This is a genomic window from Sphingomonas sp. GW821-FHT09E03 (genome assembly GCF_059416225.1).
Genome location: NZ_JBWKOS010000010.1, coordinates 84,300 through 103,690, shown reverse-complemented (window position 1 = coordinate 103,690; position 19,391 = coordinate 84,300). Strand labels below are relative to the sequence as shown.

The window sequence follows — 19,391 nt, the reverse complement described above, 5'->3', positions numbered from 1 at the left end:
AGGATGATGGTTGCGGCGTGGACCTTGGTGCCGCCTTTCGCCGTCACGGCGCGCGCGCGTCGTGCGTGTCGAGATGACGATGGGGGGTTCGTGCTGCGCAGCGTCCCGCCTGGACGGCAGGAACCAAGCGCGGCTGACGTGCCTGCCGGCAGTGCATCCCACCTGGCACAACGCGGCGAAGCCGGCGCAGAGACCAACGCGGTGGAGGTGGCGTGCCCCCTGTCCGGGAGGAACACGGCCCCGGGGCAGGCTCCGGCCTCGCCCCAAGGAACCGCTCCGCGTCGGAATCGCGATTTGGGCGCGATAAGTCCCCGTCAGTCGAGCGTCACCCGAACAGGCCAAGACCGGCTAGGGGCTCGGCGGAATAGCGCGCTGGTCGCGAGACTATTCACCCGAACCTTCGCAAGATTGCCCTTAGGAACCAGTCATCAACGCTCGGCTGTTCGCCTTGGAAAGCCTGCACGACCGATCATGGCATCGACAGCGCGATCCGCTTCCTCACCACTCAGGCGGGAGGCCGGGGCCGGAGTCTGCGACGGTGTCGAAAAGCCTCGTTCCGCGCGCGCGAGGAGCGCTGTGGTTGTCCGTCATGACGACGTGGTAGGTGTCGCCGTCAGCGGAAGCGCGAAGCGCCAGCTTTGCGCAGCCGTCTGTAACCGTTTGGGCGAGGCATCGGTTTGCTCCTCAACGGGGTGGAAGTAAGTGGATTTCCGCGGGGAGGCCGCAAAGGGCGAGGCCGCTGGCTTTGCCAGCGGCCGAGCCGAAGCTCAGGCGACCTCTCGGTCGCGCTGAGCGTTCTGAGCTGCGGGCGGGGTGCCGAGCGGGCCGCGGCGGTCGACCACGCGGATACCGGCCTTCTTGGCGTCGATTACCAAGCGCTCGGTCACGCCGTTACCCTGGAAGGCGATGACGTAGCGAGGTTTCAGCGAGAGCATCTGCTCGTTGCGACGGAAGCCGGCACGATCACCCAGCTTGCGATCGAGACCGAAGCGGACTTGCTGGATGCCGTTTTGCTCGGCCCACGACGCCGCAATGCGCTCGATCCCCTTCATGTCGCCGCCATGGACGAGATACATGTCGCCGACGCGCTCCCGAACCGCACCCAGGGTGCGCAGCAGATTGTCGCCAAACGCCTTCATGTCCTCGTCGGTCCGGAAGGTCAGCCGTCCCCCGGCAAACACGACCGGGGTGCCCTGAGCCGTGTTGGCGTCACGGACGCGCTCGCGGCGAGCCTGAAGGAAGGCGCGTCCGTCAACGATTGCCGACGTAACCCCGAGCGAAATGCGGTTGCCGGTCGACGGGATCCAGGAACGGCCGGTCTCGCGGATATAGTGAGCCGCTGCGGTGTCGCGCATGTGTTCGTAGCAGGTGGCGGCTTCCTCGATCTTCTTCGCAAGGTCGATCTTGTCCTCGAGGTTAGCGGTGTTGATCTCCGAACCGTCCTGCTCGGCCAGGAGGAGCCTGATCTCGTCGGTGAGACGGTCGATGGTCGCGTGCTTCTTCGCCGCGGCCCGGTGGAAGAGGTTGACTAGGCCCCAGCCCATCTCCTCGATGTCGCGCTCGAGCGACGTGTTCTGGAGGGTTGCGAACAGGTCGCTCCAGATGGCGGTGGTGGTCTGCTCCAGTGCTTCGGTCGAGGGCGGGCACATGCCTGAAATGTCTTCGGCGCGGGGTTCGAGGTGTCCAAGCTCCAGATCGGAGAGTGCGGCAGCGAGGGAAGTGGTCATGGGGTCAAGCCCTTCATCTGATCGAGGCCGGCGGCCTATCCGCCGGATGCGCACCTCCTGGGCGGCCGAATAAGAGGCGCCCGCACCGGAGCGCAGCGGAGGGAAACCGCAAAAACCGGGGTGGTGCGGGCAGCCGCAAAGCGGCAACTCGGCCCGGATTTTTGCGGTTGCGGGGGTCTCGCGGCCGCCCATGTGTCGCATCTCTCTGGCGGAGGGCTGTCGGGCGTCAGGTGGCGTCGGGCGCAGACGTGACCACGCTTGCTGCTACGGTTGACGTGGGGCTCAACTCGAACGTCGCGATGTCGTTGAGAAGCGCCTGCCACGTTGCACACAAGCGGACCATCGCCGCTGGGGTGATCCGTGGGCGCTCTATCGGCGCCGATCGCATCGACCATGGTGCGCAAGCGGGTCGACCAGATCCTCGCTCCGGGTCGCGGCATAGCCCACGCACGCCGTAGCTTGCGAGAACAGGCCCGGGACGGGCAGGGCGAAGCAGCGCCGCCAATCGAGGTCAAGGCGCCAAGGCGCGACGTCCGCACCTCCAGCGACAAGCGCTGCCGACGTGGGATGCCCCGTACCGAGGCTCTTCCACCCGTCGGTCGTATGCGACGTATCGACAAGCGGAGCGGCAGGCGCTGACGACATCTTCCGCCTCGACCGTGATTTCCGCACGGTAATGGGCAGGGTATTCGAAAGGGGTCGGTGAAGGTCTTCATGAGACCGGACTCCTGAAGGCTGGCAAAATGGGAGACACAAGCGGCTCGGGTCATTCGTAGCGGGGACGCCCGGCCGGAAAGGCGAGAGCGGGCCAGCCTTCGTGGGCGTGGGTCCCGAAGCGACCAGCGGAGAGGATGCTGCTGATCTCGCGCGCGTGATCGCCGACGTTCCAATCGCGATTGAGATGCGCCTGAAACTCCAGCGCCATCGTCCACCCGTGGTCCTTGTGACCCTCGGCAAAGGTGACGCCACAGGCAGTCAGTGCCGGTTCGGTACAGAGTTCGCCGGAATCTCAGTACGATGGTGATGGTCTTTGGCCAGCGCGTCGGACGCGCGATGAAAGTCGTCGAGCCAGCGCCCCATCGGGACGCGTTGCTCAGGGAGAAGTGCGGCCTGCGCGGCCTGAAAATCGAGTAGCGCCAAGGGCGCCGTCTCGATGATGCGGTCGACTTCGGCCGATGATAGGAGGCCGCGTTCGCGGATGAACTCGGTGATGCTGCCGGGACGCGGCGTCGCACCGCGACGGCCAAGCACCGGCTTGCGCCACAGGCCCTCGACATTGCGAAGGCGAGGCTTGGCTCGCGCTTCCATCAACACAATGATGCGCAGCTCCTCGGTTGAAAGCTCCAGCACCTCGTCGGGCTTGATGCTGCCACAAAAATAGCAGCTCGATTTGGGCGGGACGGGGAGTCCGGCGCGCGCGATGCGCGCCTCGCAGTCGGCGCGCGACCATTCCCATTCCCGCAAGGGGTAGCGGTAGGCGTAGCGAGGATCCTCGCACCCGACCGCATGATGGTAACGCTGCGTGTCGCGTCCCGAGGCGTCGTAGCCGATCAGCTTTACCACGCGCCCGCCTGCGTCCCAGCAGCGGCGCGCGGGTTCCCACTGGGCGGTCCAGGCATCTTGCGGGGCCGCCTTCCATTTCTGGCTGCACGACCCGCCACCAAATACCACGGAGGGCAGGGTGGCGTTGGTCAGCATGTTCTCGGCGATGCCCGCATAAGGCGGCCAGTGTTTGAAGTTGCGGGGCTGGTAGCGGACGATCTCGGATGGGATGCCGCGTTCCGACATCCAGGCCCGGAACACGGGGATGAACGCATAGGTCGCCGATTTTTCGGCGCCGGGATCGGCGAAGAGAACCATGTCGACGGGCTCGCCGCGTTCGGCGAGCTCGACGATCATGGCGGTGGAGTCAACGCCGGCCCCCCAGGCCGCGATGACGGGCGGGCGATCAACCATTGGTCGTATCCCGGACGATGATCGCCGCATGAACGATGCGGTAGGCGCGCTTGCGAAACGCCGGGATGCGGCAGATCGCGCGGCTTTCCGGGTCGCGGAACAGCGGCGTCTTGCCCTTGGGGTTGGCAACCACCTCGAAGCGGCTGCGGTCGCTGCCGTCGCTGAAGCGCATGGGCTCATCGAAGATGATGATCTGCCCAGGCTTCGGGGTCGGCTTGGCCCGGTCGAGCTTCTTCGCGAGCAGGTTGGCGCGGCACCGCGCGCGCCAGGCCAAGGCATATTTGCTGTCCGTAGCGGTCAGCTCGTCGAGGATCGCGGCCGGGCACTCGCTCTCGTTCGGCCCGACCGTTTCATCCATATCCTTGTACCCGAACGTGCAGCCGTCGCGCGCGCCGGTGCTGGTCTTGGTGAGGCAGACGATGCCGAACACAATCCGTTCGACGTCGTCCGCGAGACGCTCGCAAGCGGCGTAATAGGTCGATCCGACCATGGCCGATGCCAGCACGGTCAGGCGATGCGTGTCTCGCTGGTAGGTGAACTGGTTGTCGAGATAGGAGCGCGAGGTGGCGTGGCCGCCCAAATCGCGCATGAAGAGCCAACCCATGATAAGTCTCCGATGACGTGAGGATCAGGCGGCAGCGGCGAGGCGCGGAGTGCCTACGTCACCAACCGTCGCCGTGAGCCGGCGCTGGAACGTGGCTGCATCCAGCAGCTCGGCGATCGGTGCGCGCTGAACGGGGCCGGCGTGTTCGCCGCCCCGGCAGCGATTGAAAGTGATTTCGCTGTCGGGGAGGAAGCTGTGCGGCCGCACCCGGATCGACAGATCGGCGTGGCGCAGCTCGGTTGTTCCGTCGTCCGCGATCCCGCCCATGTCCGTGTCGATGCGGACGTCATGCGCCTCGAGGCCGATCGCCGCAGCAAGCGAAGCGAGCGCGACGCGTGCCTGTCGATGGAAGGTCCGTTTCGCCGCGCCATCGCCGGCGACGGTATTGCCGGCGATGGCGAGCAGCGCGGATCCGGCGATGACGGTGCCCCGACCGTCCGCACAGCGCAGGCGCAGTTCGTTGGTGCTGGGCGCACCAAATTCGGCGACGGACGCCAGGTTGCGGATCAGCAGCAGGATCGACGCATCACGGTCGATCGGATTGCCGGCACGCCGGCAGTCGTCAACGCCCGCGTTCAGGGCATGGAGCGCAGCGGGCAGGGTGCCCAGCGCGGCAGGGGAGAGCGCCTCGTTGTGGCGGTAATGGGTGTCGTAGAGCATGACCGAACCTCCTGAGCGCACACGCGCGCTCAAAAGGCCGAAGGCTCCCTCTCCTCCGTGGACGGTGCCTTGGTCAGAGCATAAAGCGTACAGGATCGGCAGATCGTGAGGCCGCGTCATAGCCGGACTGCCAAGCCGTACGGAGCTTGCTCCCTCGGCGGTAATGGCAACGGTCGTTGCCCATGACAAAGCAGCGCCATCCCGATTTCTCGGCTTCCCACAGCGGGTCTTCCCGCGTGGGAGCGAGCAGGTCCATGAGATCGACGCGCGTGGCGGCGTTCATGGCGGGCCTGCATGGTCGCCGAATGCGCCGGCAGGGAGCGTCCAGCGATCCGCCAGGATCGAGAGACGCCAGACCGGATCATCGGCTTGCGCCAATTCGTCGGGATGGAGCGTCGCAGCCGGGAACGCCGTGCCGCGGTCAGCGAGCTGCGTGACGGTGAGCGAGCGATGGATCGTCTTCCCGCTCGCGGCTTCGCGAGCCGCAACCCGTCGGAAGGCGGCGGGGAAGACGAGCCGGAGCGTCGCCCATTGGTCCGGTGAGCCGAAGATGCAGGCTCGGCACGACAGACGTCCCCATCCCAGGACGTAGGCCGGGTGGGGGCGGATGCGCGCTTGCGAGATCGCGTCCCAGGTCAGGCGCTCGGTCCAGTCATGGACCGGGCGCCAATGATCGACTGCACGCGCGAGGGTGGAGGTGCGATGCGGCTCAAACGTCGCATAGCGCGCACGCGAGGGACTTTCCTCGGCGCGCTCGCCGGTGATGACGAGCGTGCGGCCGTCGAGGAAGCGCGGCTGATTCCGGATCGCGGCGGCGAGGACGTCGATCTTCAGCGCGGGGCTGCACCAGCGCACCCGAAGATCGGGAGACGTCTGGGGAAAAAGCCCGCGCGTGCCAGCAGGGCCGTTGCCCCCGGCACGGCCGATGCCGGTCGGTGTCTCGAACGCGATCGGGGCGGTCGGCGCGTCGTCGCGCGCCAGCTCGCGCGCGAAGCCGCCCTCGCGCCACGAGACGTAGAGAGCGATCCCTAACTGCTCGGCGATCGCGCGGACATAGGCGGGGGTGCACGGCCAATCCATGAAGGTCGGGCCGTGGCCATCGACATCATGGTGATGCAGCTCGATCGCGTGTGCCGGCACGCCGAGGCTGAGGAGGTGGAGCAGGGCGGCAAGGCTGTCCTTGCCGCCACTGAATGCCACGACGAAGCGCCGGTAGGCGCCGAGGTCGGGGAGGGCGGCCGGAGCGGTCATGCTGCTTCACGGATCTGTTCCTCGGGTTCGGCCGAGGCGTCGAGGCCGGTCGCGCGGAGCAGATACCCGGCTGCCGCTTCTGCCTTCGCCGCGGCGGTCATGATCGCGCGGCTGTCCTTGCGCAGCACCTTCAACCACGAGCCGATATAGGCGGCGTGGTCGTCCATATGCGACGTCGGCAGACCGAGATCGGCACCGAGCAGCGCTGAGGTCATCTCGGCACAAAGCTCCTCGAACGCATAGGCGTCGTCGCCGAAGCGCTTGCCGAACGTGCGATCGAGCCGGTCGGGATGGCCGCTCCAGTGGCCTGCCTCATGGGCGAGTGTTGCCGCAAAGTAGGCGCGCGTCGAGAATAGCGCGACGGGCGGCATGGTGATGGTGTCGGCGGTGCGGTCGTAGAACGCGCGATCGCCGCGCGTGTGGACCGTAGCCGGCAGGGCATCGAGGAAGCGCTGCGCGCGCTCGGGCAGCGCATCGGCCGGGGGCACGATGCTGACAGGGCTCGGGTAGAAGTCAGGAGACAGCCCGTCGATCTGGTCGCAATTGAACACGGCGTAGGAGCGCAGCACGCGCCGCATCTCGTCGGTCGTGTCGCCGGTGACGACGGATTCGACGGTTTTGCTGTAGGATTTGTAGAAGATCGCAATCTGCGAGCGCTCGCCCTGGCGGACCTGGCCGCCAAGGGCCTGCGCCTGTTTGTATGTCATCCAGGTGCGCGAGTTGTAGCCCGCGCCCTCGGCACACAGCCACAGCCAGAAGCAGTTGATGCCTTTGTAGGGGTCGCCGGTCGCGCGCAGCGGACGGCCGCCAAGGCCGGGGCGCCATGGCTTGACCCAGGGACGCACCCCGGATTCGAGCTTGTCGATGATCGTGTTGGTGATGATGTCAGCAGGCGAGGGCTTGTCGGTGGTCTGTGCCACGATCGTTCTCCTGATTGAGGTGAGGCGAACCCGCGTGAGCATCCTCCCCTCTTTCGGGAGGCGGTGCCGGGTCACAGAAAGAGGGGCGGCACTCCGTGAAAAGTGCCGCCCCCAGGTGCCTCGAAATGTGCAAGCCGGCGTCAGGCCGCTTGGCTGAAATCCTCCTCTTCCTCGTGATCGATCACTGCGTCGTCACCGGTGTCGAGGTCGGTATCGTCGTCCTCGTCCGGATCGGTGCCGGTCTCGTCATCGGCGAAGCTCGAGCGCAGCGGCGTGCGCGCCGCCTTCTCTTGTGCCTCGAAGCGCATGGCTTCCGGCAACCAGGCGGTCGCCTTCTCGCGGATCTCGGCTTCGACGATGCCCTGGCCGTTGCACAGCGAGGCACAGGTGCCGGCAAGGTCGCCCTTCTTGGCGTCCTTGTAGCGGCCGCGCAGGATCGGCCCGCCAATCTCCTCGAGCGCGTCGAGCATGACGGTCTTCTTGACCCGGCCGAAGAAGTTCTCGGCCGTCGGGCGCCACCAATTCTCGACCTGGATGTCGAGGAGGCGACCGAGATGGTCGTGGAAGCCGTTACTCCGATAGCCCTCGGCGACGTTGAGCGTCGGTTCGAGAGTTCGTGCTATCGAGTATGCAACCCAAGCGCCCCGGGCCTCGTCGTCGAGCGCCCGGAAGGCGTCGAAGCGGGCGGTCATGGTCGGCAGACCCGCCCAGCTCGTGTCGAGCCGCTGGCGCTGGTCGTCGATCGTCTGCGACGCCATCGATCCCTCGTCGCGGAACCCGAAGATCGGGAAGCCCGCGGCGCTCGACTTCAAGGTCGAGTGGTTCGGGATGTGCGCCTGCTCGAACACCACGTTCTGCGCCATCAGGAAGATGGTCAGGTCGAGTGCGAGTCCCGGGTCGCTGGCGACGTGGGCGGCGAGGATCTGGCGGCGCTGCGTCGCCAGTTCATCAATCAGCGTGGCGCTGAGCTTCGGACCCTGCTCGCCGTCACCGGCATCGCCGTCCCCGGTCGCGCCGCCCGACTCCTTGGGCGGGGCGTTCGGATCCACGACCGGCTTTTCGCTGAAGAGGCGGGTGTGGACGCGGGGTTCACCGTCACCGCCGATATAGACGAACGTCCCGATCTGCGCCTTCAGCGCCGGATCGATCTCATGACGGGCGTCCTCGATCGTCTCCAGCTCGCGCTCGATCGCCTCGATACGCGCGTTCGCTGCCTCGGCTTCGGCGCTGCCGTCGGGCAGTTCCTGCTCAAGCTGGTCGATCAGCGCGTCGTTCTCGGCCGACAGAACCTCGACACGCGCGGTCTCGTCCTCGGTGAGGGCGCGGGCGGGAGCGTGATACTCGTGAAGCTGGCGCTCGAGGTCGTAGGGAACGTGCGTCGCCGCGATCGGCGTGACGAACGCGAGGCCCTGGTCTCGCGCCAGTTCGGCCGCTGCGGCTTCGAGCTTCGAGGCGGCAAGCGTCTCGATCAGGTCGACGTCGATCCAGTTCTCATCGCCTTCCGTGGCGAACAGGTCGCCCTCGATGCGGCCGCCCGCGGCGACATAGGCTTCGCGACCGACGAAGCGGGCCTTGGCGTCGTTCGCCTTGACCGTGCCGTTGAGGATCGCGCGACGGATATTGTCGGGGTTGTCGCCGTAGTATGAGGTTTTCATCTGGGCGAACACACGCGTCTGGCGGTCGACGTCGGTGGTGACGGCGTAAGCCTGCGCAACGCCGAGCGTGATCTCGCCGGCTGCGAGCGCCTCGAATACTGGCGGGGCCAGCTCGGCAAGGCGCACGCGTTGCTCGACGAAGCGGGTGGTCACGCCTTGGCGCTTGGCGACGTCCTCGGCGGTCATGCCCTTCTGGATCAGGAAGTTGAACGCGGTGCATTCATCGGCCGGATTCATCGGCACGCGCTGGAAGTTCTCGGCGAGGCTCGCCTCGATCGAGTTGTCGTCGTCGCTCAGCACGAGGACCGGGACGGTGTGATCGGCGGGGAGGGTGCCCTGCTGGATCAGGAGCTGGAGCGCGCGCAAGCGCCGACCGCCCGCCTTCACGGTGAACGTACCCGCCTTCTTGAGCGGGGTGACGATCAGGTTCTGCAACAGCCCCTGGGCTGCGATGTTCGCGGCGAGGGTGTCGATCCCTGCGTCACGGTTGGATTTGCGCACATTGTCCTTCGACAGCGTCAGGTTCTTGACCTTCACGGACTGGATCATCGGTCGTCTCCGTTTGGAAATGGCGCGCCGCGTCCCGCGGTCACGCGAGCCTGGTCCTCCAAGCTCACAAAGCCGAAGGCTCCCTCCCCTCCCTTTGATGACCCGGGAAGAGAGCCTCGATCGTGTTAAGCGGTGATACGGTCGATTACGGTCGCGGCCGTCGCGACAGGAATGAACATCCGTGTCTTGTGCTGGATGATTTCGGTGAAGCACCCGGCTGCCTTCAGTTCGGGCAATCGCGTGTGCGGCCAGTCGAGCAGCTCAAGGCGCTGCTGGCCTGCGACCAGGCTGCGCTTCAGCCGGTATGCGCCGAGCGCGGTGATTTCAGCCGTCCCCATGACGTGCTTGGCGGTTTCGGCACCCGACACCGTGATGGTGGCGGCGATGCCGAAGGCGTCCGCGAGCTTGCTCACAAGTGGGGCGGGAACGATGCGACCAAGGAAAGACTGGCCGTCATCGGTGTTGAGCCGCCAGACCTGGACGTGATCGTCGGGCAGGCGGTCCCAGACCGGAAGAAGCAGGCCGGTGACGAGGTAGAGCGTATTGGTGCGGGTCTTGCCCGTAATCTCCTCGACCTCGGCCTGCCAGAGCGCGGAAAACTCCGCCTCGCTCGCATCTTCCCACATCGTTTCGAGAAGAAGATCCTGGCGCATCCGTTCGGTGCGCGTCGGGCGGACCAGCTCGTAGCGGCGCACGATCTCGCCATCATCGTCGGTCAGCGAATAGGTGCTGCACCGGATCGCGGCCTTCCCCGACTTGCGGTTGACGATCGGACGGGCGTCGTCGCCGATCCGCAAGGCGCGATCCAGCGCGAGCGGCTTGTAGCGTTCTTCGGTTTCCAATCGAAGGATCTCGGTCTCGGCGCCGCTTGTCTGGTCGCGCCGGATGACGGTGCGATCGAGGATCGTGATGCGCTCGGCGTTGATGCTCTCGACACCAAGATCAAGCGTGCCGGCTTCTCTCGCCGCTTCGATGCGCGCCTCGATCAGCCCGAGATATTCGTCGAAGATCGCGTTCTGCATGGAGATGCGCAGCGCGAGGATACGGTTGAGCCAGCGCTGGATCGGGGGCATCTCTTCCTTGAGGCCGCCACCTTCGCCCTCCAGCTCGAGGCCGGTCAGTTTCTGGAACTCGTCCAGCGTGGTCGAGCGCAGCTTGCCATTGGCGAGCAGGCGGAACCACTGTTCGAGCGACTCCTTGGCATAGTCGCTTTCGAGGTTATCGCGCGGGTCGAACAGGCCCTGACCGCCAGTCTGTCGCTGGCCGCGGGTGAGCGCGCCCAGGCTGTCGAGCCGGCGCGCGATCGTCGAGATGAAGCGACGTTCGCCCCGACAGTTGGTCGACACCGGCCGGAACAGCGGCGCGGTTGCCTGATGCGTGCGGTGCGTGCGGCCAAGCCCCTGGATGGCGGCGTCAGCACGCCAGCCCGGCTCGAGGAGGTAATGATTGCGGCGCGACTGGTTTTCGCAACGGAGACTCGCATGATAGCTGCGGCCGGTGCCGCCAGCGTCGGAGAAGATCAGGATCTTCTTTGCACCGCGCATGAAAGCGTCGGTCTCGGCGAGATTGGTGCGGGGCGAGCGGCTTTCGACGCGCTGGCGGCCGTGGGCGTCCATGATGACGCGCCGGCTACGCCCCGTGACCTCGGCGACCGCATCGGTGCCGAAATGCCCGATGATATGGTCGAGCGCGGACCCGACGATGGGTAGTGCACAGAGCTGCTCGAGGAGGTTGTCGCGCATCTCGAGCGCCTCTCGGGCGAAGACGGGGCGGCCGTCTTCGTCCGACATTGGTTCGGAACGGGTTTTGCCGGTCTCGTCGACAAAGGTTTTCATCTGCCGGACCGGGAAGGCGGCCGTGAGGTACGACATGAGAAACTCCCTCGGCGAAAGTTCAATGTCGAGATTGGCGCGTTCTTCGACGGTCAGCGCGGCCAGTGCCCGGTTGAGCATCGCCTCGGACGTCGAGACGAGCTGGATCACCACGCTCTCGCCGCGCGCGAGATCGGCGCGGATCGCGGGAACGAGTGAGGGCAGCTTCATGCCGATCAGGAGTTGGCAGAAGAAACGCTGCTTGGTGGACTCGAAGATCGACAGCGCGGCCGCCTTGGCGCCGCTGTTATAGGTGTCGTTCGAGAAGCTGTCCGTCACGCGGGTCGCGTCCAGCGCCGCGCGCAGGTTGCTGTGGATGATCGCCCACGCATCGGCATAGGCGTCATAGACCTCGATCTGGTCTGGTGTGAGGTTGTGCTGGAGGATATCGTATTCGACACCGGCGAAGCTCAGCGCGCGCGAGACGTAGAGGCCCTGCATTTTCAGGTCGCGCGCGATCAGCTCCAGCGCGGCGATACCGCCCCGGCGCAGGGAGTCGACGAAGGTCCGGCGATCGGCGAACGCCGTGACCGGACCCCACAGGCCAAGCCGCGTTGCATAGGCAAGATTGTTGACGTCGGATGCGCCGGTCGCGGACACGTAGAGGACGCGGGCGCGCGGCAGAAGGTTCTGGAGACGGACGCCGGCGATGCCCTGATCGGAGCCTTGTTTGGTGCCGAAACTGCCTTCGCCTCCTGCGACACCAGCCATCTCGTGCGCCTCGTCGAACACGATCATGCCGTCGTAGTCGTCGCCGACCCATTCGAGGATCTGCTGGAGCCGGGTGCCCTTGTCACCGCGATTGGAGCGTAACGTCGCATAGGTGAGGAACAGCACGCCTTCGGCCGCGCCTACGGGCGAGCCCAGCTTCCACTGGTTGAGATGCTGGATGTCGAGCGCGAGACCGCCAACGGCGGTCCAGTCGCGACGCGCATCTTCGAGCAACGTCTCGGTCTTGGAGACCCAGATGTGTTTTCGGCGTCCGCGCAGCCACTGGTCGAGGATGATCGCGGCAACCTGACGGCCCTTGCCGGCCCCGGTGCCGTCACCGAGGAAGAAGCCGGTCCGATACGGACGGCCATCCTCGGATGGTGCGATCGAGAGTCCCTCCTCGACAGGTTTGAACAGGCCGGGGATGTCACGCTCGAAAGCGTCGCCGGCATAGATCAGCGTCTCGAGCTGTGCGTCGGAGAGCGTCTTCGCGTCGACGACGGCTTGCGGGAGCGTGGGGACGTAAGTCGGCCGCGGTGCGGTGATCGAGCCCATGGCAATCGATTCCACCAGCGCGGTTGGATGCGCCGTTGCGCAGCCGATCGCGATCCGGCTGGGCCGGTATGGCAGGTACACACCGACAGACTCGCCGGTCGGGAGTGGCTCGGCGAACACGGTGTAATCGATCGGCGTCGCTGTCTGCGACTGCGCCGCTTTTCCCGGGGGTGCGTTGAGGCGCGGTTTGCTCGCCAAGCCGCCAAGAAGCGAGCTACGCCCGGTGGGGCGGGTGAGCAGCGACGCCGTGCGCGGGACAGGCGCGCACACAGGCGGAGCGGTCTTGGCGGTGATCGCCGCAAGCGCATCGGCGAGCGTCGCGCAGCGGATCAGCTCGGCAGGCGTGCCAGTGCCCTTTTCCAGCACCATGATTTTCACCGTCTGGCTGGTGCCATGCTTCGCATAGGCATTCGCCGGCAATTCGAGGTGCAGCGTCAGCGTGCAACCCTCGGTCGCCTTCGCCCAGGCGCGGCTCGAGGTATCGACGCGGTCGGGCAGGATGGCGGCGCAGCGGCCTCCGGTGCCGAGACGCATCAAGGCGGCGCGAAGATGTCGGAACGCTGCCAGCGGGTCGGCATGGCGACCGGTGCTGCGCGAGAAGGGAGGATTGATGAGGACGGCCGTTGGCCGGATCGTTGGTTCGAGTAGATCGTGGATCAGCTCGCCGTCGTGCCGCGTGACAGCAACGCCCAGGAACGCGGCAGCGAGCATCTCAGCGCGCGCCGGATCGATCTCGTTAAGGACCAGGCGGGCACCGACGCGGTGCGCGAAGACGGCGAGCAGGCCGGTCCCGGCAGACGGTTCGAGGACCAGATCCGTGGCCGCGATCCTGCCGGCGAGCGCAGCAAGGTAGGCGACCGGGGCCGGGGTCGAGAATTGCTGAAGCTCAATCTGCTCCTCGCTGCGAACGGTATGCGTCGGCAGGCCGGCGACCAGCTCGGTCAGCGCGGCAAGGCAATTGCCGGGTGTGGACGGCAGGTCGGCCTTCGCCAGGTGCATGACCTCGGCGAGTTCGAGCATGTCGTAAGCGTCGCGTAGCGACCAACGACCGTCGGCCGAGGATCCGCCATAGGCTTGCTCCATGACCCACAGCAGCGTGTCGCGCTGGAGCGAACCGTTCCTGGCGATGGTGTCGGCGACGGCCTTGGCGGCCGTGATCGAGGGTTCGGTGAAGTCGAGTTCGAGAGCTGCGGCTGAGGTGCGCATCGAGGGCTTCCTTCTTGTCGCCCGGTGCTCATCACCGGATCAACAAGCCGAAGGCTCCCTCTCCTCTGCACGCCTTGCGCCCGACGAAGCATCGCTACCGCGAAGCCATCTCCCAAAGCCGGTTGGGACGCGTCGGCCGCAGCTAGTTGCGCAGGATGTCAGGCATATGGATCGATATCAGGCGGCCAACGCGGCTCGAGTTCCTGTCAAACGATCCTTGGGCTTCATCACGACGACCGTCTCGGGCTTCCCGACCCGTCGGCCTAGTTTATCCCGCGCAGGGACTTCCGGAACAACTTCCCGCACTTCGATGGAGTAGCTCGGCATTTTATTCTCGGCTGCGATCTTCTTCAGCTGACTTTTCAACGTGCGGAGCGGCGACGTTGAGCCGATCTTCGCACCCAGCATTTCCAGAGGCATTTCATATTCTTCATCACGACAGTAGCAGTGCGCCAATTCATAAAGGCGTCGTTCAATCGAGCCGAGACGGAAATAGTCGTTGTGGTAGTCATAGATACGGCTGTCGCGCGAGACCGCGCGGACGAGCCAATCACAGAGCTGGACGCGGACAGGCATGAGTTGATCGACGCCGCTCGCCGTTTCGCGAGTGGTCGCCTGCGCTTCCGCGAACCAGGAGAAGAAGCCCTTCGTCCCCACGGTGCCGGTTTTGATATTCGTGCGGATCTGCGTGCCCTGCAGGCGACCGAGCGCTTCGATGAAGCGATCGTAATCACGCTTCGATGGGCGTCCGACGCCGGTCGCCCGGAAGAAGTCGTGTGCATTGAAGGTGAAGACGTTTTGTACTTCACCCCCGGTCCGACCAATATGCTGCACCATCAACGACAGGACGTAGATCAGGACTTCTTTATCCCACATCGTCGCGATACCGCTCGAACTAGGCTTGATCTCGATTTTGACGCCGTCCATCTCGTAGGTCATGGCCTCCATCTGAGGCCGCTTCGCTAACGAGAAGAGTGGAAAGTCCATGATGCTTTGCTCGCCACGGACTTTGCCGTGCAGCGGGCTGTCGAGATAGTCGAACAGCTTGCCCTGGGTGAGAGCAACTTCTCGCGAATCCATCGTCGGGGCTCCCACCAGCTTCACTTAGCAAAGCCGCTTATAGCCGATCGGCCGCAAACCTGCAGTCGGATAAGCGACCGCGTTATCGATAGCACGAGGATTTGGAGCGATTTAGCCGGTAAATCGGGGTGTGTTTCACATTTCGGTAGGTGCGAGCCACCGCAAACTCGGTCGGGACTCGTGCTATCGGTAACGCCGTGAAAGCCGTTCAAAGACCAGGTGTGCAGTACGAGGTCCAGGCCTTTGAAAAGATGACGAGATCCCGTCATCGTAGTCCGGCTCCCCGGGAAACCAGCCGCGACATCAGGCTCCCGATCGGCGTCGCATCGGTCCCATCGGACATCCCCCGCATGGCGACCGCGCGGCTCGTGTCCTTGAGGCCGTGGAGCGTCCGCCCAAGGTTCAATTCGCCCTTGTCAGCTTTGCTGCTCATTCCGCGAAGATACGCGCCGGGCCGCTGAACCTCGCCGCGCCGGTATTTCTGGATGGTGGCGATGACGGAGGCAGCAGCACCTCGCTGGCCCATGATGCGACAGGCTTCCTTGAACGCGTGATTGCTGATCCCCGACTGGCCCGCAAGCCGCTCCGCGGTGGCGACCACCTCGCCCCACGATCCATCGCGGTAGGGCAGACCGGAACAGAGCTCCGGCGCGATCGACATCATGAATTCCGGGTCGACACCGTGTTTCTCCAGATCGTCGTCGACTGCAGTTTGAGGTTGAGAGGGGAGCGCGTCCCCATTCTCACTACTTCTATTCGCCAAGCCACTACGGGTATCTGCTTTAGCAGATTGGAGTTGATTTGTAGTTGTAAAGTGGATGTCCTCAGGTCCATCCCAGCATGAACAATCATCCTGATCGCTAACCATATTGGGGACGGCAATCTTGGCCGAAACAGCCTCGGCAAGACGACGCGCACGCTCTTCGATCTGCTCCACACAGGCCGTCAGAAGGCCGGCATCGCGGACGCAGCGCATCTGGTCGGTGGCCATCAACGCCAACGCGAGATCGTCACCCGCATTCAAATCGTAAAGGTCGGCGTCGAATGCCGTTTGGGCCAGAGCCCTGATATTCCTGCGGGCAGCGGCAAGGCGCTTGCGGAGCACTGTCAGTGCCGCGTCCTCTGCGGCTCCCTTGGCCGCGCGGGCAGCAAATTCTTGAAGCCTGGTCCCGATCGGAGCGAGCACGATGCCGTAGCCCCACGTGATGAAGCCGTCGGCCCCGCGGCGTCCACCACGATGACCGTTCGGACTATCCCGAAAGCTGATCAGACCGAAGGCCTGTGCCTGATTCAAGAGCTTTTGAACCTGTCGGACGGTTACGCCCAGCTTTTGCGCGAGCAGGTCGTTCGACGGCCAAACGACGGGGATTTGTCCACCCTGCCAGTCCTGCGGCTTCGTCCAGGCAAACAGGAGATCGATGACGGAGACCACGCGCAGGGGGACGCCCATATAAGGAGCCGCCCTTTTGAGCGCGGCAAGCGCGTTGGAAGGTGCCATTCCGGTCTCGAGCCCGCAAAACTCATCGACAAGCTTCGTCGCCTTGGCGGCATGCTCGTCAAACCGGCGTAGTCCCCGACCGGGGCTTTGGGCAGCAGCCATTGTTCGTTCTCCCTGGGAGGGGAGCCCGTGCAGACACAGCGACACCGTGGCGCCACGGTCGACGCTTTGGGGTAGCAATATGAAAGGGAGCCAGCTAAGTGAGGGTTCTCACATCCGCCCTAGCAGGCGTCCCGAAAAGCCCGGCCTCGTGCCGGGTTTTTCATGTCCGAACAGCGTCCCCCTTGATCGTTGTGGCGCCCGCCCGGGTGGACGGCGGCGGTCAGCGTCGAGCCGATCCACAACGTTGATTGTTAAGCATCGCTGGCGGGTCGGTCGTGCGCGATGAATCGTGCTATCGGTAACGGAACGGGCAATAATCACGTGCTATCGGTAACGAAGCGTCGATCTTCGCTCGTGCTATCGATAACGCCGTGCCGCTGAGACACGTGCTATCGGTAACGCCGTCGCGTTCTCGCTCGTGCTTTCGGTAACGGCGTGAGAATCGTGCGATTCGGCTGTCTTACGTGACATGTAGCGCAGAAGGAGAGCATCCTCCTCTGCGCCGCGCCGGATAGGCGTGGCGAGGCAATGGCAGTTAAGTTAGCGAGGCATTGCAGGTTCGGGCTCGAAATTGGCTGACGCCGTCTGTCCAAGCGGTAGATCGAACGAGACCTTTTCAGTCGTTCGATATGTCACTGATGACCAAAAGAACGGAGTCTAGTGTGAGCCGTAGAAAATCGTCAGCCCGATCTCCGATCCTGTATTCGGGACTCCGCGATTTGAAGATCGAGCCACTGCTCCGAAGCAGCAAGAAGGGGAGCGAGCGTGCCGACAATCAGGCGGCGTCCGTCCTCGGGATCCGTTTGTCTGACTATGTATCCAAGCGCCTCGAGATGCTCGATGTGGCGCAAAGCGGTGGTCGTCGAGCCTCCGCTAAGCTTACAAAGCTGGGACACAGCGATGCGGCGCCGCTCGCACGTGGCCACGTAAAGCTCCAGGATCATGTCCCAGCTCGGATCATAGAAGCGGACCCCGTTGAAGTGGGTCGCCCGCCGACGCCGGCCGACCAACACCGCCCTAGCCTCGGCAAGCCTGCGCTCGGACAGGTCTCTCGCGTCTGGCGGCATAGACAGCAAAGTGTCCTCGATCGCCTTGCGCGGCAGCCGCACGACGACGTCGATCAGGTCGTCTCCCTCAGATACTGCACCCATAATCGTCTTGATCCGTTTCGGATGTGGGGCTCGGCGTTCGTCGGCAAGCGGAAGGTGCCGAGTGCAAGCGCGCCGAGCGCGAGGTAGGCGTAGATCCCAAGCCCGGTATGGTAGGCAAAGAGCGGCACGCGTGGCAGCAGGGCGCCGAAGATGCTCATGAAGAGATCGGCTACCGCAAAGCCTGCCGCCCAGATCGGCCAGAAGCGGATGGTCGATATGCCCAGCCAGAAGAAGCTTCCCGCGACGACTACATCGATTGATAAGATCGCTACATCAGCGGGAGCGAGATGGGCGGGATCGAAGGTGCGAAAGGCCCATGTCGCTCCGACAGCCAGCAGATTGATAGCTGCCCCCGCGCGCTCGGGCATTCCACCCCGAGCTATCGCGTAGGTACACACGATTGCGCAGGCTCCGTTGAATAACAGTGCGAGGGCTAGTCCAACGGCCATTTTTCCTCCGGCTGCGGGGCTCAAGGATCGACGAGTGCATCTTCCCCTAGGGTTCCCATAGCCGGCTTTGGCGTCGGCTCCCCCCAACTGGTTTCAGTCAGACCAAGCTGGCGGCCAACTTTCTCGGCAGCCAAGTGGGCCCGCATAGCCATATGGTCTTGGCCCTCGACCAGCGAAGCGAGCGCTGCGACAACTGCCTTGACCGTACGCTGTGTCATTGCAGGGGAAAGTCGGTGAACTTCAGTCGCATCCAGCGTCGTGAGAAGAAACTGCGCAGTGTCGCGCGTGGCAAGGTTGATCGATCGCTCCGCTTTGCGCAACTCATCGGCGATGATCCGGCTCGTGTTCGAAAGTGCTTGCATTACGCCTCCTTGGACGTCGGGCGCCCATTACTGTGTTTTTAGCCCGAGCAGGAGAAGCAGCGTTACGATCGCCATGCCTGCCGCAGTCAGGCCCAAGGGGGTCACGATCGAGATGATCGCAGTCCAGAAGGCAACCTGCTTCCAGGTGAGCATATTCGCTGCCGCCCCAGCGGTCGGCAACGGGAGGGGAAGCGGGAAAGTTGATGGCGCGGAAGGTAGGTCGTTTGCAGGGGGTAAAGGCTCTACCCCTCCGTCGTACTCCGCCAGGAGCCGCGCGGCATCGAAACGGGTCGGCACACCGAGGATATTATTGGCCTTTAACAGCTGCTTATCGACCGCCCGGTGGCTGCTACCCGTGGCCGCCGCGATCTCCTTCGAGTTGCGGTTCTGAAGCACAAGACGGAGATAAGACCGTTGCCGATCGGTCAGGCGGGCAATGCGATCAGGTGCGCTTACACCGGGCGTCGAGGTTGGGGGCGTCTGTTCGGCAGGACGTCTATCCGGTTCGTTGGTCAGCATGCTCTCGAAAATACTCACGATGCGGAATGATTCGGCTCCAGATCAGCGATAACTCCTGACGGGCTCTGTCGATCAAATTGACATCGCGAATGGGTTCAGTCGGCGCGCGAACGCGGCGAACGGCTCCTGTTCGAGCGCCCACGACGCCTCGCCGAGTTCTCACTTTAAAGCAGGCCGAACCCATGCGCCCCTTGGCGATCAGCAGCGGCCGCCAGTCAGCATGATTGATAGCCCTAGTGAACGGACGGAAAATTGCCGAGAGTTGCGGCTGTGTCGTTCAAGCGTGAGGCCCAGAAGGAAAGGATCTGTCCCTCGGCAGGGCGATCTTCGGCTGTATGCGCGGCAAATTCGGACAGGGTGCGGGCGAGTTCGGCGCCTGTAATCACGCGTTCGCGTTCCAGTATCGTGGCAAGAAGTGCCAGCCAGTCACCATGTGCCTGCACCAGCGCTTCGACCTGAAGCATTCCCGAACCATTTCCGGAGAAACCCTTTGAAGGGCTTTGACGCCGGCGGAACCTCATAAGCAAACTTTTGATCAAGGACATGGCGCGCGTTCCATCAACCG

17 protein-coding genes are annotated in these 19,391 nt (G+C 64.5%); all 17 read right to left on the bottom strand.

What is annotated here, in order from left to right; genetic code table 11:
• Positions 1–767 precede the first annotated feature (767 nt).
• The 17 genes from AC07M8_RS16725 to AC07M8_RS16645 all read right to left on the bottom strand — a co-directional run bounded on the left by AC07M8_RS16725 (position 768) and on the right by AC07M8_RS16645 (position 19,371).
• Positions 768–1,727: a DUF2493 domain-containing protein gene (locus AC07M8_RS16725; RefSeq protein WP_121905584.1), complete on the bottom strand. Its 960-nt coding sequence runs from the start codon at positions 1,725–1,727 to the stop codon at positions 768–770.
• Between the two features lie 766 nt (positions 1,728–2,493).
• Positions 2,494–2,652, bottom strand: a complete 159-nt coding sequence (locus AC07M8_RS16720; RefSeq protein WP_183128842.1) for a hypothetical protein — start codon at positions 2,650–2,652, stop codon at positions 2,494–2,496.
• A 50-nt stretch (positions 2,653–2,702) separates the two neighbouring features.
• Positions 2,703–3,683 (bottom strand): hypothetical protein, encoded by a 981-nt coding sequence (locus AC07M8_RS16715; protein WP_121905583.1) that lies wholly within the window; start codon positions 3,681–3,683, stop codon positions 2,703–2,705.
• On the bottom strand, positions 3,676–4,287 hold the full coding sequence (locus tag AC07M8_RS16710) for a DUF6927 domain-containing protein (protein ID WP_121905582.1): 612 nt from the start codon (positions 4,285–4,287) through the stop codon (positions 3,676–3,678). The genes AC07M8_RS16715 and AC07M8_RS16710 overlap by 8 nt, the downstream gene beginning before the upstream one ends.
• Before the next feature lie 24 nt (positions 4,288–4,311).
• Positions 4,312–4,947: a hypothetical protein gene (locus AC07M8_RS16705; RefSeq protein WP_121905581.1), complete on the bottom strand. Its 636-nt coding sequence runs from the start codon at positions 4,945–4,947 to the stop codon at positions 4,312–4,314.
• A 73-nt stretch (positions 4,948–5,020) separates the two neighbouring features.
• The gene (locus AC07M8_RS16700) at positions 5,021–5,230 is read right to left on the bottom strand and encodes a hypothetical protein (RefSeq protein ID WP_121905580.1); all 210 of its coding nucleotides are present in this window, start codon (positions 5,228–5,230) and stop codon (positions 5,021–5,023) included.
• Positions 5,227–6,198 carry a phosphoadenosine phosphosulfate reductase domain-containing protein gene (locus tag AC07M8_RS16695; protein WP_121905579.1) on the bottom strand — a complete coding sequence of 324 codons (972 nt, stop codon included), beginning with the start codon at positions 6,196–6,198 and terminating at the stop codon, positions 5,227–5,229. The genes AC07M8_RS16700 and AC07M8_RS16695 overlap by 4 nt, the downstream gene beginning before the upstream one ends.
• Positions 6,195–7,118: an ArdC family protein gene (locus AC07M8_RS16690; RefSeq protein WP_121905578.1), complete on the bottom strand. Its 924-nt coding sequence runs from the start codon at positions 7,116–7,118 to the stop codon at positions 6,195–6,197. Before AC07M8_RS16690 ends, AC07M8_RS16695 begins: the two co-directional genes overlap by 4 nt.
• Positions 7,119–7,258: 140 nt before the next feature.
• A complete protein-coding gene (locus AC07M8_RS16685) occupies positions 7,259–9,322 on the bottom strand; it encodes a ParB/RepB/Spo0J family partition protein (protein ID WP_121905577.1) in 2,064 nt (687 codons plus the stop codon).
• 125 nt (positions 9,323–9,447) lie between these two features.
• Positions 9,448–13,665 (bottom strand): strawberry notch-like NTP hydrolase domain-containing protein, encoded by a 4,218-nt coding sequence (locus tag AC07M8_RS16680; RefSeq protein ID WP_242152871.1) that lies wholly within the window; start codon positions 13,663–13,665, stop codon positions 9,448–9,450.
• A 177-nt stretch (positions 13,666–13,842) separates the two neighbouring features.
• Positions 13,843–14,769, bottom strand: coding sequence for a replication initiator protein A (locus AC07M8_RS16675; RefSeq protein ID WP_259466935.1), 927 nt, complete (start codon positions 14,767–14,769; stop codon positions 13,843–13,845).
• Positions 14,770–15,010: 241 nt separating this feature from the next.
• Positions 15,011–16,345 carry a plasmid replication protein RepC gene (gene repC / locus AC07M8_RS16670; RefSeq protein ID WP_495175391.1) on the bottom strand — a complete coding sequence of 445 codons (1,335 nt, stop codon included), beginning with the start codon at positions 16,343–16,345 and terminating at the stop codon, positions 15,011–15,013.
• 680 nt (positions 16,346–17,025) lie between these two features.
• Entirely contained in the window at positions 17,026–17,496 is a 471-nt protein-coding gene (locus AC07M8_RS16665) for a MarR family transcriptional regulator (RefSeq protein ID WP_242152879.1), read from the bottom strand.
• Positions 17,466–17,864 carry a hypothetical protein gene (locus AC07M8_RS16660; protein ID WP_242152882.1) on the bottom strand — a complete coding sequence of 133 codons (399 nt, stop codon included), beginning with the start codon at positions 17,862–17,864 and terminating at the stop codon, positions 17,466–17,468. Before AC07M8_RS16660 ends, AC07M8_RS16665 begins: the two co-directional genes overlap by 31 nt.
• A gap of 101 nt (positions 17,865–17,965) precedes the next feature.
• The gene (locus AC07M8_RS16655; protein WP_242152884.1) at positions 17,966–18,307 is read right to left on the bottom strand and encodes a hypothetical protein; all 342 of its coding nucleotides are present in this window, start codon (positions 18,305–18,307) and stop codon (positions 17,966–17,968) included.
• 27 nt (positions 18,308–18,334) lie between these two features.
• Positions 18,335–18,844, bottom strand: a complete 510-nt coding sequence (locus AC07M8_RS16650; protein ID WP_495175390.1) for an RNA polymerase subunit sigma-70 — start codon at positions 18,842–18,844, stop codon at positions 18,335–18,337.
• A gap of 215 nt (positions 18,845–19,059) precedes the next feature.
• On the bottom strand, positions 19,060–19,371 hold the full coding sequence (locus tag AC07M8_RS16645; RefSeq protein ID WP_242152889.1) for a hypothetical protein: 312 nt from the start codon (positions 19,369–19,371) through the stop codon (positions 19,060–19,062).
• Between the last annotated feature and the right edge of the window lie 20 nt (positions 19,372–19,391).